Here is a 13,908-nt window from a genome sequence, read left to right on the forward strand (position 1 = left end):
TAATATAATATTGAAATAAACCAGTATTATAAAAGCAAATATTTTCACCTCAAAAAGTCGTTCAGAAAACCCATTGATTTTATTGAAGTTTTTATTTCAATTTATTTATACTAAATCAACATGTTATAAATGATAAAGTCGCCTACATTGAGACATATGAAAGTTTATATTTAATACCCCCTTTCTTTAATTAAATTTTGCCAGAAAAGTCACTAAATTTATTGTAATTAACATTGAATTCCGATTTTTGGAAAAATATTCAAACACAATGGTGATATGATGGCTTACTTGATTAAATTTGGGTATTCCTAATGGAAAAATATACAACAGAGGTATTTAGGCAAGCTCGTATAAGCAGAGATCCTCGGTTTGATGGCAAAGTATTTATTGCTGTTAAAACAACAAAAATATTTTGTCGAACAATTTGTCCTGCAAAACTACCACTGGAAAAAAATGTTACCTACTACTTATCCAAAGAAGAAGCCCTTAGCGCAGGTTATCGCCCGTGTTTTCGTTGTAAACCCGAATTCTCGCCAAATTTTAACGAGCTTTCTCGTTACTCTATATTTACGCAACAAGCTATAAAGTTGATCCAATCAGGAGAAATGCTGACATCTAGTGTAGAAGATATTGCATCAGCCTTATTTACTTCCAGTAGAAATCTAAATAAAGCGTTTACAAAAAACTTAGGAATACCTTTAAAACAGTTTCAAGATATGACAAAAGCATTATTTGCGAAAAAACTGTTATACTCATCAAATTTAAGTATTGTTGAAATATCAGAAGCGTGTGGATATAGTTGCGTTAGTGGTCTTTATAACCTGATTAATCGATTTTTGAAAGTTCCAGTTCGAAAATTACTTAGTAAAACTAAGGATGGGGCGAAACTAACAATTGATTTAAAAATACCTTATATAAATTTTTACAATTGGGATTTTTTCCTCACATTTCAATCAAAAAGGCTTATTAGCAACATCGAAAGTATCGAAGGTAGAGTCTATCGACGCACAATAGAAATTGAAAATATCAAAGGCTACTTTGAAATCAAGTGCGAAGATCGTGTTTTTATTATAACTTTATCTAGGTCATTTCTACCCAAAATGGCAGAAGTCTTAAGAAAAATTTCAGCCATGTTTGATTTGAATTCAAATATTAATTTTATTGAAGATCGGCTTAAAAATTTATATCCATCTATAATAAAAAATAAAGGGTTGCATATTCCTGGTGTTCTTTCGCCATATGAAGCAGGAATTCGAGCTATATGTGGTCAACAAGTCTCTGTTTCCGCGGCGACCAATTTACTAAATCAATTTGCTTCTATTTTTCACAAAAAAGATGAACAAGCAAATCATTACTTTCCCTGCCCAAAAGAAATTACAGCGTCTGGGTTAGACAGAATGAAAACAACTCAATCCAAAAAAAATACATTATTTGCATTTTCTCAGTGGTGCTGCGATTACGATATAAATTCACATATCGATAGTTTGAGCCAAGTAAAAGGTATTGGTCCGTGGACTATCAATTATATAAAGTTAAGAGGAATGAATGCTTCAGATATTTGGATGGAAACGGATTTAGGTATAAAAAAAGCGCTCGATAAATATGAGCTTCGAAATAGTGATAGTGCTGCACCGTGGAGAAGCTATTTGAGTATTCATTTATGGAACAATTTGTGATGTATTTTGATCAACTTACATGCCCAAAATCATTTCCTTGGCATTTTGCAAATATAGTTGCTACAAATGAACATATCATTGAAGTAATGTTTTCTAACACAGCATCAGAAATTAATAAAAACAAAATCACTGAATTATGTAAACAGCAATTAATACTCTATTTTTCTAAAAAATTGACCACTTTTTGTCTTCCTTTCATATCTCAGGGAACACGCTTTTCGTCCACTGTCTATGATGAATTACTCAAAATTCCTTTTGGTTACACTAGTACTTATAAAGAAATAGCTATTTACCTTGGTTCAAAAAATAAATCAAGAGCGGTTGGTTATGCTTGTTCATTGAACAAAATTTCTATTATTGTGCCATGCCACCGTGTAATAAGCTCTGATGGTGGTTTGAAAGGTTATGCTGGCGGCCTGATAACAAAAAAATGGCTTCTTAACCATGAATCATTGCTAAAAAATAATGTTAATTTATTTTGAGTATGTCTTAGTTTTCAGAAAGGATTACTGTTATTTATGTGTAATATTAATGATGAATCAAATAATAAAAATATTTCGTTTTTGGAGTATATAAAAAAACCTTTTAATCGATTACCAATATATCAATTTTGGTATCAAATTTATTATGTGGAAATGAATCGAAAAATATCGGATTTAAACCATTCCAAAAGAATAATTTATGATGATTTAGAACCCTATTCCATAATTTATGCTGCTCATTTTAAGGACAAGGTCGTTGCCACCATCAGGTTGATAGAGTCTGAGAAAATGCTTAATTCAGAATATAGTTTAATGCTTCAATCTGTTACTAAAAATAATTCTATATTTTTAACAAAATTGATGGTTTCAAAAGATTTTCGGTGCTTAGGTTTGGGTTGTAACTTGTTAGCGCAAGCGGAAAAACTTGCAAATTTAAGAGGTAAAAAAACAATCATTCTGGATTGCAATGATTATATGGTTCCATTTTTTTTAAAAATGGGTTTTATTTCACAAATATAACTACGGTTAATAGTCCACACTACGGGGATGTTTATTGACTGAAAATAGTAAAGGCTAAAATAAATTATGAATTATTCTACTTTCAAAGCGTTACACTCTAAAAAATCTTTTTTTGTTTTGGCTAATTGCTGGGACGTGCTTTCAGCAAGAATTTATGAGAAGGCTGGTTATAAAGCTTTAGGTACATCAAGTAGCGCACTATCGGCCACCAACAACGTGAAAGATGGTGAAAACATCACATTCTACACAGTTTTGCATAATGCTCAAAATATTCTAAAGGTAGTAAAAATCCCCTTATCTGTTGATATGGAAAAAGGGTATTCATCTCGAGTAACTGATATTGTCGATAACGTGATTAAATTAGCAGATATCGGATGTTCTGGAATTAATATTGAAGATTCGCAAATTAGTGGAAGCTTACAATCCCCGACAAATTTTTCAAGAATTATATCGCTCATCAAATCAACATTGCTCGCCAAAGGGTTTCCTCATTTTGTTCTTAATGCAAGGACTGATACTTATTTGAGCCCATTTTGTCATGATAAATTGACTGAAACAATGGCTAGGGCTTCTATATATAAAAGTGCTGGTGCCGACTGTTTATTTGTTCCAGGGTTAAGCAATTTAAATGAAATTCGTGAGATTTCCGATGAAATAGCGCTCCCCTTAAACATTTTAAATTTACCTAACATCAGTAACATAGATGATCTTCAGTTAGCAGGAGTCAATCGATTTAGCCTAGGAAACTCTGTATTTGACGAAATGTTAGCATATTTAGAAAAGTCAATTAATCGAACAATTCATAATAAAAATTACGCGAGTCATTACAGCCATGATCCACTAAATCTATTATTTAATTGAAAACCTATAACATTCCAAAGAATTTGTGCCAGTAAGAGGCTGGCACAAGGTTGCTGTTATACTAATTATCATATTTTGTAATTATAATACTCTTATTGGATTGCCGGTAAACAACACACAAGGATATTGTAGAAAGATTCTCAGATAATTATCAATACTTTTCACTTGAAATAGTTTACTATCTATTTTATAAGGAAAGTTACTCAATAGCCGGGGTATTATCATGAATTTTATGAAGAATTATTTTGTTCTTATTTTAGTTGGATTTGCAGGATTTATTTCAGCAGCCGATAATTGGGTTGCTTCACTTCTTTTACCTAGTATGTCAGAAGATTTTGCAATTTCAATTTCACAAGCAAGCATCGTTTTGACCGCATATTTAATCCCATATGGCGTACTTCAACCGGTCTATGGGTACTATAGCGATCGTTATGGGCGTAAGAAGATATTGTTATTACTGATGTTTTTTTTATCATTATCTACCTTATTGTGCTCGATAGCTCCCACTATTATTTTACTTACAGTATGTAGGTTTATCACTGGATTATTTGCAGCAGGGATTATCGCTGTTTCATTAGGGATTTTAGGTGAGCTATACAAAAAAGAAATTTTAACTAAATTGGTCGGACTTTTTCTTGGTTTAATATTTTTAGGTCAGGGATTAAGTTCAGCAGTTGGTGGATGGTTAATTGAAATTAGTAATTGGAGAAATATATTTATATTGTTTTCAATATTATCTCTTCTATCATTTCTTTCTATATTTTTTTTGCCTTCCAGTGGTTTTATCAATACACAAAAATCGGCATTTATTAAAGCTATTTTTTCGTTATTAAAAAAGAGCACATTGCGTAAAATTTACTTTATTGCATTTTGCAATGGTTTTATTGTCCTTGGAACTTATTCTTATATAGGTGCTTATTTTTCAACTGCTCTTGGGGTTGATTATAAATATGTTGGTGTTGGTCTTATGTTATTTGGTATTGTCTGCTTTTTGACCGGGTTCCTTAACAGATTATTATTAAAAGATTTTTCAAATCGGAAAATATTAATGTATGGGTTCTCTTGTTCAATAATGTCGTTACTCTTGCTCATATGCCATAATATTATTCTGACTTATATAGCAACAATGCTGCTTGGAATGGGATATATTTTAGTTCAATCAATTCTTGCAAGTCGAGCGCTTGATCTTGCATTAAACGATAAAGGTCTGTCATCAGGTATTATTGGTGTTGCCATTTTTGGCGGTGGTGGGATCGGTACTTATCTCGGTAGCCTAGTCTTGAATATATCTAACTATCAAATTTTATTTTTATTATTTCTTTGCTTAATTGTCGTTCCACTGTTGATTTCTATGGGTAGTAAAGATATCTAAAAATAGCATAATCAACTAGAATTGGATTCTAGTAACAATGTGATGATAGATGTAGATTTGATTAAATAGAATCCTTTTAAAATCAGGCCCTGAACGAACTTTGCATTTATTTTTTTATTTATCCTAAATATAAAATTATTTTTATTGAAGTTAAGTAAGCTTATCACATTGAAATCTAGAACAATTCCGGATGCTTTGTTAGTAAGCTTATAAAAGTGTAAATACCCCAAACTTAGTACACGATTAACGTAGAAAATTAAGCAGCCTGTTTTAACGTTTTATATTCGAGCGGTGTCATGTTATTTAATGCCTCATGCGGTCTTTCGGTGTTATAAATCGTTAGCCATTCTTCGGTTACCTTTCTTGCTTGTTCTAGATTATTAAATAGATATAAATCGAGTACTTCAGTACGATAGGTACGATTAAATCGTTCAATATAGCCATTTTGATATGGGCTACCGGGCTGGATATAATCAATGGTTATATCATGTGATTTAGCCCAGTTTATAAAGGTTTTTCCTGTAAATTCTGGCCCATTATCGACCCGTATTTTTAATGGATACCCATGATATTCGACCAGCTTATCTAAGTAACGGGTAATCCTTACTGCTGGTAAGCTTACTGCAATATCAATACCTAACGCCTCACGATTAAAGTCATCGATGACATTGAATGTCCTAAAGCGACGTTGATTACGACTACTGTCACTCATAAAATCCATTGACCAACATTCACCTTGTTTATTAGGCACCAATAGCTTTTCTGGTGTTCGTGGGGGATACGTTTTTTACGTTTAGCCCTAATATTAAGGTTCAACTCACAATACACCCGATAAACAGGTTTATGGTTCTATTGATATCTCAGTTTTCTAATACGATTAAAGCATTTAGGAATCCCCCAGTGTAAATTCCGTTCTGTGATAGCATTCAACACCGAAATAATCACGGAATCATCCTGCAACTGAGGTTGGTAATAGTAAGCACAACGACTTAAGCCAACAATAGCACAACTCATAATAATAGTAACCGAATGATTTTGTTGTAGTTGCTGTGCCCACGTTTTACGTGCCTTTGTGGGCACTAAAGCTTTTTTATAATTTCTTCCTGAAGCTGTGATTTTAAGCTCAGTGTTGAATTACCCATGCCCTATTTACGGCACAACTCTTTAACAGGAATACCTGCCTCTGCTTCTTTTAAAATAGCTACGATTTGATGTTCAGTTTTTTTCATAATTGAATCCTCTTTTACTTTTATCATAGAGAATTTTCTACTTTTTAGCTGTACTATTTTAGGGGATAATTACATAAAATCATTATACAAATGTTTCATTAGGCCGTTTTTAAGAAAAAGCTAGATATTAGCTTAGAGGAATTACAAAAAGATCTGGACGAATGGTTAGATTATTACAATAATAATCGAACTTATTAAGGAGAAACGCGTCAAGTAATAGCACTTGTTTAAACATTACTTGATAACAATTCAGACTAGCTAATACCCTACTGAAACCATTATCAGTAGGGGTTATTGTAAAATCTGTTCTTGACTACTACAAAAAATTGGGATTAGCCATGGCATTCAATGAAGATACACGCGTAAAAATACCAACCATTATGCATTTGGTTCGTTTGGGGTATCATTATTTATCGCTCAAAACACAGCAATGGGATATTAACACAAATATTTTCCCTGAGTTATTCCGTCAAGCGGTTACAAAAATCAACCCTCATTTAGAGCAAGATGATGTTGGACGATTGTTGGAGGAAGTAAAGCTAAGCTTAGACAATGAGGATTTAGGTAAAGCCTTTTATGAGAAATTAACTGCTCGCTCAGGTACAAAACTCATTGATTTTGAGCATTTTAATAACAATAGCTTTCACGTAGTAACAGAGCTAACCTATAAAAATGGTGATGAAGAGTTTAGACCTGATATAACATTATTAATTAATGGTATGCCGTTAGTCTTTATTGAGGTGAAAAAACCCAATAATCCTGAAGGAATATTAGCCGAACGTGATCGAATCAACAAGCGCTTCCAAAATAAAAAATTTAAGCGATTTGTGAATATAACCCAGTTTATGATCTTTTCTAATAACATGGAGTATGAAGATGGCGCCGTTCAACCACTACAAGGCGCATTTTATGCCAGTGCTTCTTATGGTGAGCCTATTTTCAACTACTTTAGAGAAGAACAAACACTAATTTTACCTGAGCTTTCTAAGCCACTTGATGAACAAAAAGTGCTAGAAATTCTCAAAGATAATAACAAGGAAACTCTGCGAAGCAGTGAGGAGTTTAAGCTCAATAAAAATGAGCTTAGACCAACGAACCGTATTTGTACCTCATTATTAAGTAAAGACAGATTAGCTTTTATTTTACGCTATGCGCTTACTTATGTGGCAGAAACACAAGGGCTTGAAAAGCACATAATGCGTTATCCGCAAATTTTTGCAACAAAAGCGATTGAACATAAGCTTAATGAGGGGATTAAAAAAGGCATTATCTGGCATACTCAAGGCAGTGGTAAAACCGCGCTAGCCTACTATAACGTTCGGTTTTTAACCGATTATTTTCAGCAAAAGCAGATTATTCCTAAATTTTATTTTATTGTGGATCGAATCGATCTGCTCACTCAAGCACAGCGCGAATTTACTTGCCGAGGCTTAACAGTTTATACCATCGATTCGCGCGAGGCATTTAGTCAAGATATTAAAGCTACTAAAGCGATTCATAATAATACCGGTAAACCTGAAATAACAGTGGTCAATATTCAAAAATTTAAAGATGATCCCGATGTTGTTTCAACAAGTGATTACGATGTCAGTATCCAACGGGTGTATTTTTTAGATGAAGTACACCGCAGTTATAACCCCAAAGGTAGCTTTTTAGCCAATCTAGAGCAATCTGATCGCAATGCGATTAAAATCGGTTTAACAGGTACGCCATTATTGGGTACAGACTATAACTCGCGCCAATTATTTGGCGATTATATTCATAAATACTATTATAACGCCTCTATTGCCGATGGTTACACCTTAAGATTGATTCGTGAAGAAATCGCCACTCACTACAAAATGGCCTTACAAAAAGCCTTAGAGGAAGCAGAAATTCAACAAGGGGATGTGGATAAAAAATTTATTTATGCCCACCCTAGCTTTGTCGATCCTATGCTGGATTATATTATTGCTGACTTTCAAAAAAGCAGAGGCGCTCTCGCTGAGTCTACCATCGGTGCAATGGTCATCTGCGACAGTGCGGAACAAGCCAAGCAACTCTTTAAGCTATTTAATGATCGTTACCCAAAAAACAACCAGCAAATTAACCAAGTAGCGGCCAATGATAACGAACTAACTCAATTGAAAGTGGCGGAACCAATCACAAACTACGCTGTCAAACGTAAGCAAGATAACGAAGTTAAAACAGCCGCGTTAATTTTGCACGACGTAGGCACAAAACAACAGCGTAAAGACTGGGTTGAAGATTTTAAAGCCGGCAAAATAGATCTACTCTTTGTATTTAACATGCTATTAACAGGTTTTGATGCCAGACGATTAAAAAAACTCTATTTAGGTCGTGTAATACGTACCCACAACCTCCTGCAAGCCCTAACGCGAGTAAATCGGCCTTATAAAGATTTTCGTTATGGCTATGTAGTTGATTTTGCCGATATTCGCAAAGAGTTTGATGATACCAATAAAGCCTATTTCAAAGAGCTACAAGACGAGCTAGGTGATGAAATAGAAAGTTATTCACAACTGTTTAAATCGCAAGAAGAAATCCAGCAAGAAATTGAACAGATTAAAGATACGCTATTTAAATACGATATCACCAATGCTGAAATTTTTTCACAGCAAATTAATGAAATAGACGATCGTGAAACAATTTTAGTTCTTAAAAAAGCCTTAGCTAATGCCAAGAGCCTATACAACCTTATTCGCCTACAAGGAGAGTCTAGCTTCTTAGATCAACTCGATTTTAATAAACTGAATCTGCTTTACCGTGAGGCGACTAATCGGCTTAATCTGCTCAACTTAAAAGAGAACCTAGAAAAAGGCACAGAGACCACCAATCTTTTAAATATTGCCTTAGAAGATATTCTCTTTGAGTTTATTAAAGTGGGAGAAGAAGAACTGCAACTGGCAGACGATTATCAGCAAACACTCAGACGCACCCGTGAGGCGCTAAACAATAATTTTGATCAAGACGACCCAAAATTCATCACACTAAAAGAAGAGCTGGAAAGGCTATTTAAGAAAAAGAACTTGAGTGCAACAACCCAAGAAGAAATGAAAACCAATACAGAAATACTCAATAAAATTTATGAGCGTGTCAAAGTATTAAATAGAGAGAATAATTTGCTTCGTCAAAAATACTCAGGTGATGTAAAATACGCTCGCATTCATAAACGCTTAACAGAAAAAAACGAAATAAGCACCAATGAACGTAAAATTTTCGAAGCACTAAATGGTGTAAAACACGATACCGACGAGCAAGTATTACAAAACTTACAACTTCTAAACAATGAGGGGTATTTTAAACAAATTACTATGCCAACGGTTATTAAGCAATTTATGACGCAACAACAGATTAAATTAAATCCTACTACCTCTCGTTATATTAATGAGCTGGTGGTTAAAGAATACCTTAAAGAATTTACTAACGGAGCTCCTCAGTGGTAGTTGAACTCGCCTTTCAAGAACAAACTAGAAAGTTAATTGACGATCTAAAAGCTATTTGTGCTAACTACGGCTTAGGTAACGATGGCAACGAATTTAAAATCATCACCCAAGCTTTTCTCTATAAATTTTTAAACGATCAATTTGCCTCGGCGGTAAAAAAAATACAACCTCACATAGCTAAAAGCGATAAGTGGGAAGAAGTATTGACATCAATGGAGCATGAACAGTACGAAATGCTCCTGTTGAGTTTACCCGCAGGGGTTGCGCACCTACAGCCAGTACATTTTATTGGCTATTTATTTAACAACCAAAATCAAGAAGATTTTGCTAACACCTTTGATGACACGCTAATCGATATTGCCAGTAGCAATACCGACGTATTCTCCATTAAAACGGAAGGCGGCGCTAAGGTGGTTTTGTTTGACCGCATCAGCAACTTTATTGCCGATGACAGCAAAAAAGATGACTTTTGCCGTGCTATCATCAATAAGCTGGTAGACTTTAGCTTTGAGCATATCTTCTCAAAAGGCTTTGACTTTTACGCCACTATTTTTGAATACCTTATCAAAGACTATAACAGCAATAGTGGCGGTAAATATGCTGAATATTACACCCCCCATGCCGTCGCTCGTATTATGGCGGCAGTGCTCGTGCCTGTTGAGCAACGAGGCAAAGTAAATAATGTCAGCTGTTATGATCCTTCGGCGGGATCGGGCACTTTATTAATGAACGTCGCCCATGCTATTGGTGAAGCAAGATGCAGCATCTTTACCCAAGATATTTCACAAAAGTCATCTAATCTATTACGCTTAAACTTAATTTTGAATGGCCTCGTGCATTCTATTCCAAATGTGATACAAGGTAATACCATCTTACACCCTTACCATAAAGAAGGTGGCCACTTAAAACAATTTGACTATATTGTATCTAATCCACCTTTTAAGCTAGATTTTAGCGATTATCAAAAAGAGTTAGATACAAAAGCCAATAAAGAGCGCTTTTTTGCTGGCATTCCAAAAATCAAAACTAAGGATAAGGACAAAATGGAAATTTACCAATTGTTCTTACAGCATATTATCACCTCCTTAAAACCCACGGGGAAAGCGGCAGTAGTAGTGCCCACCGGCTTTATTACCGCACAATCAGGCATTGATAAAAAAATCCGTGAGTATTTGGTGAATAACAAAATGCTAGCAGGGGTGGTTTCCATGCCCAGTAATATTTTTGCTACCACAGGCACCAATGTCTCTATTGTGTTTATTGATGCCACCAATAAAGATCAGGTGGTTTTGATTGATGCCTCCAATCTTGGCGAAAAAGTGAAAGACGGCAAAAACCAAAAAACCGTACTTATTCCAGCAGAAGAACAGCAAATTATCTATGCCTTTAATCAAAAACAAGCGCACGAGGATTTTTCAGTGGTGGTGAGCTATGAGGAAATTATCAATAAAAACTACTCTTTAAGTGCTGGGCAATATTTTGACGTGAAAATTGAGTACGTGGATATCACACCCGAAGAATTCGCCGCCAAAATGCAAGGCTATACTCAAAATCTAGAAGAGCTGTTTAAAGAATCTCAAGCTTTAGAAGAAGAAATTAAAAAGCAGTTGGCAGGGTTGAAGTATGAACAATAGAAGTATTTTGCCACTGGATAAATGCTTATCTAGGGTCATTGATTATAGAGGGAAAACACCCAAAAAACTTGGTTGTGAATGGAGTAAAACAGGTTATAGAGCTATTTCTGCTAATAATGTAAAATCAGATGGGTTGGTTAAACTAGATTCAATCAATTATGTTGATGAAGCCCTATATGAAAAATGGATGAAAGAGGAGATCTTAAAAGGGGACTTATTGTTAACATCAGAAGCACCCTCTGGTCAAGTAATGTTATGGGATAGCGAAGAAAAAATAGTTCTGAGTCAACGACTTTTTGCATTAAGGACAAATGAGTTAATTTATAATAAATATTTAAAATATTATCTTCAGTCTAAAATAGGACAAAGAGAAATACAGAGAAATAATTCTGGATCTACTGTTTCTGGAATTTCAGCGAAAATATTTTCCAATATTTTAATTAGATTCCCACATAAAGATCTACAATGTCTAATTGGTGACTTTTTATATAGCTTAGATAAAAAAATCGAACTAAATAACCGCATTAATGCTGAATTAGAAGCAATGGCAAAAACCTTATATGACTACTGGTTTGTGCAGTTTGATTTTCCTAATGAAGAAGGCAAGCCCTATAAAAGCTCAGGCGGTAAAATGGTTTATAACACCACCCTGAAACGCGAGATACCTGAAGGTTGGAGAGATGGAATAATTGAGGAGGTTTTAGATAAAGTTCCTCATACAATTAAAGTATTAAACAAAAATATTCTTCGTAGTGGAAAGTATCCAGTTGTGGATCAAGGACAAGAATATATTTGTGGTTTTACTGATACTAAAGAATCAGTACTTGAGGTAAAGGATGCCCATATTATATTCGGTGATCATACAACAATTGTGAAACTAGTTAATTTTGATTACTCTAGAGGAGCAGATGGTACACAAATTCTAATATCCAAAGAGGAAAGAATTCCTAACTACTTGTTATATCAAATGGTTAATAATTTAAATTTAACGCGTTACGGATATGCAAGGCACTTTAAATTCCTAAAAGAGGCTAAGATAATTCTACCTATGATAAATATTTCGAATAAATATAATGAAATTGTTATACCAATATATGAGAAGTGGCGACATAATTTTTTTGAAAATATTAACCTAAGTGAATTAAGAGACTGGCTACTCCCCATGCTAATGAACGGCCAAGTCACCATTAAATAATAACACTCGCTTTAGTTTGGCTAAAGCGAGCTTTTTTAAAGCTACCAATGTGAAAATTATAACGATTGACTAAACCTAATCCTTGTCTTGATAACCAACCCTCGTTGTCCTAAACGTCACTTACAGAGTGTTACGAATCATCTTGGTATGCCCTACTCTTTTTAGTGCCAAAAAGATAAGGCCATAGGTTCACTTTATTTTTAATTAATGGCTGATAATCTAAAGGCAAATGAAGTCTATTGTAATTAAACCAATCCATATAGTGATTAAATTGCAATCTAAGCTGTTCAATACTGATTTAGTGTTTAGATAAGTTATTTATTAGCATCTAAATTCTTGTGTATTCCAGTTAAAATAATCACTCATTTGCAGTTTAATATAATCAGTGATGGAATTTAAGTGATCTGATAATAACAATAGCAAATTATTAAGCATTATTTTTATATTCATAATAAATGATATCATGACTATGTTCATCAGCAGTCGTTAGCTCATTTATCGCCAAAGATAGGGGAAGTAATACAATCGCATCACCTTGTTTAACGATTGATAAGATATTATTTAACGTATCAGTTTCAATGAGTATTCGTGTTTCTTGATAAAGTTGAATGGATAATTTTCTAAGAGGGCATGAAATATCACGATTAATTAATATTGGGAAATTACCCATATTTTTAGCCTTACTACTTTTTAGCATACCAACTGCTAAATAATGCTTTTTGGCTAAAGCGTAATTTTTATTCTTTAATCTATTAAATGTAACAACAGCGTTATAATAATGACGATCTAATTCATATTCGATTGCACCCGTTGTTTTATTGACAATTTCAGTTGAAAAAATGTTTCTTTTGTTATTTTAATAGTTTATCCCTTAAAGTCCATTATCATTATTTTTGATATCCCTATCATAGACTAAGATTATTCAATAATAATATCTGCCATTTATAATTATTTTAATTATTTAAATCGAGAGGTGATGCTCATGTACGCTATGCAATATAAAATCAAATTACCCGATAATTATGATATGGAGTTAATAAAAAGTAGAGTTAAATTAAATGGATATAAAACAGATAAGTTTGATGGCTTATTATTTAAAGCCTATTTAATATCAGAAATCAATTCTAATTTTAATGCTGTTGTTTTACTAACTATAAATTATCTAAATGGTAGTCAATTAAATATTGGAGCGGGAAACGAGGTTCGAACTCGCGACCCCGACCTTGGCAAGGTCGTGCTCTACCAACTGAGCTATTCCCGCATAAGAAGTGTTTGTTTAATGGTGCCCGGGGCGAGACTTGAACTCGCACGGCCAAAAAGGCCGAGGGATTTTAAATCCCTTGTGTCTACCGATTTCACCACCCGGGCTCAAAACTGGTTACTTAAGAGTAACTGCGTTTTGAATGCTGTGCATTTTACCCATCTAAAATTTGGCGTCAACAAAAATATTAAAATTATTGTCTAACTGCTCAATGTTTGTCATGTTTTGTGGCT

At 33.9% G+C, this 13,908-nt stretch carries 9 protein-coding genes, 2 tRNA genes and 3 pseudogenes; 10 read left to right on the top strand and 4 right to left on the bottom strand.

From position 1 onward, the window contains the following. The first annotated feature begins 311 nt into the window (after positions 1–311). The 5 genes from A9G40_RS10245 to A9G40_RS10265 all read left to right on the top strand — a co-directional run bounded on the left by A9G40_RS10245 (position 312) and on the right by A9G40_RS10265 (position 4,910). Complete coding sequence (locus A9G40_RS10245) at positions 312–1,676, top strand: DNA-3-methyladenine glycosylase 2 (RefSeq protein WP_065582964.1); 1,365 nt, start codon at positions 312–314, stop codon at positions 1,674–1,676. Further along, entirely contained in the window at positions 1,676–2,158 is a 483-nt protein-coding gene (locus tag A9G40_RS10250) for a methylated-DNA--[protein]-cysteine S-methyltransferase (RefSeq protein WP_065583004.1), read from the top strand. Before A9G40_RS10245 ends, A9G40_RS10250 begins: the two co-directional genes overlap by 1 nt. Positions 2,159–2,194: 36 nt before the next feature. After that, complete coding sequence (locus tag A9G40_RS10255; protein WP_065582965.1) at positions 2,195–2,677, top strand: GNAT family N-acetyltransferase; 483 nt, start codon at positions 2,195–2,197, stop codon at positions 2,675–2,677. A 66-nt stretch (positions 2,678–2,743) separates the two neighbouring features. Next, positions 2,744–3,538, top strand: a complete 795-nt coding sequence (locus A9G40_RS10260) for an isocitrate lyase/PEP mutase family protein (RefSeq protein ID WP_065582966.1) — start codon at positions 2,744–2,746, stop codon at positions 3,536–3,538. 223 nt (positions 3,539–3,761) lie between these two features. Further along, positions 3,762–4,910: an MFS transporter gene (locus tag A9G40_RS10265; RefSeq protein ID WP_081302234.1), complete on the top strand. Its 1,149-nt coding sequence runs from the start codon at positions 3,762–3,764 to the stop codon at positions 4,908–4,910. Between the two features lie 256 nt (positions 4,911–5,166). Here the strand turns inward: A9G40_RS10265 and A9G40_RS15895 are convergent. Continuing rightward, positions 5,167–6,139 (bottom strand): annotated as a pseudogene (locus tag A9G40_RS15895) (IS3 family transposase). A gap of 72 nt (positions 6,140–6,211) precedes the next feature. On the opposite strand from A9G40_RS15895, the pseudogene A9G40_RS15525 reads away from it, so the two are divergent. The 4 genes and pseudogenes from A9G40_RS15525 to A9G40_RS10285 all read left to right on the top strand — a co-directional run. After that, positions 6,212–6,334, top strand: a pseudogene (locus A9G40_RS15525) (IS481 family transposase); the annotation flags it as partial. A gap of 143 nt (positions 6,335–6,477) precedes the next feature. Further along, complete coding sequence (locus tag A9G40_RS10275; protein ID WP_065582967.1) at positions 6,478–9,585, top strand: type I restriction endonuclease subunit R; 3,108 nt, start codon at positions 6,478–6,480, stop codon at positions 9,583–9,585. Then, on the top strand, positions 9,579–11,219 hold the full coding sequence (locus tag A9G40_RS10280) for an HsdM family class I SAM-dependent methyltransferase (RefSeq protein WP_065582968.1): 1,641 nt from the start codon (positions 9,579–9,581) through the stop codon (positions 11,217–11,219). Before A9G40_RS10275 ends, A9G40_RS10280 begins: the two co-directional genes overlap by 7 nt. Then, complete coding sequence (locus tag A9G40_RS10285; protein WP_065582969.1) at positions 11,209–12,414, top strand: restriction endonuclease subunit S; 1,206 nt, start codon at positions 11,209–11,211, stop codon at positions 12,412–12,414. Before A9G40_RS10280 ends, A9G40_RS10285 begins: the two co-directional genes overlap by 11 nt. 427 nt (positions 12,415–12,841) lie before the next feature. On the opposite strand, the gene A9G40_RS10290 is transcribed toward A9G40_RS10285, so the two are convergent. Next, a complete protein-coding gene (locus tag A9G40_RS10290) occupies positions 12,842–13,111 on the bottom strand; it encodes a hypothetical protein (RefSeq protein ID WP_065652442.1) in 270 nt (89 codons plus the stop codon). 294 nt (positions 13,112–13,405) lie between these two features. On the opposite strand from A9G40_RS10290, the pseudogene A9G40_RS15900 reads away from it, so the two are divergent. Next, positions 13,406–13,531: pseudogene (locus A9G40_RS15900) on the top strand (DUF4865 family protein); the annotation flags it as partial. 68 nt (positions 13,532–13,599) lie between these two features. Here the strand turns inward: A9G40_RS15900 and A9G40_RS10295 are convergent. Both A9G40_RS10295 and A9G40_RS10300 read right to left on the bottom strand, forming a co-directional pair. Beyond that, positions 13,600–13,675, bottom strand: a tRNA-Gly gene (locus A9G40_RS10295). A gap of 19 nt (positions 13,676–13,694) precedes the next feature. Then, positions 13,695–13,782: transfer RNA gene (locus A9G40_RS10300), tRNA-Leu, on the bottom strand. Positions 13,783–13,908: the final 126 nt, after the last annotated feature.

The sequence above is a fragment of the Gilliamella sp. Nev3-1 genome, assembly GCF_001690435.1.
In the GTDB taxonomy this organism is placed as follows: Bacteria; Pseudomonadota; Gammaproteobacteria; order Enterobacterales; family Orbaceae; genus Gilliamella; species Gilliamella apicola_C.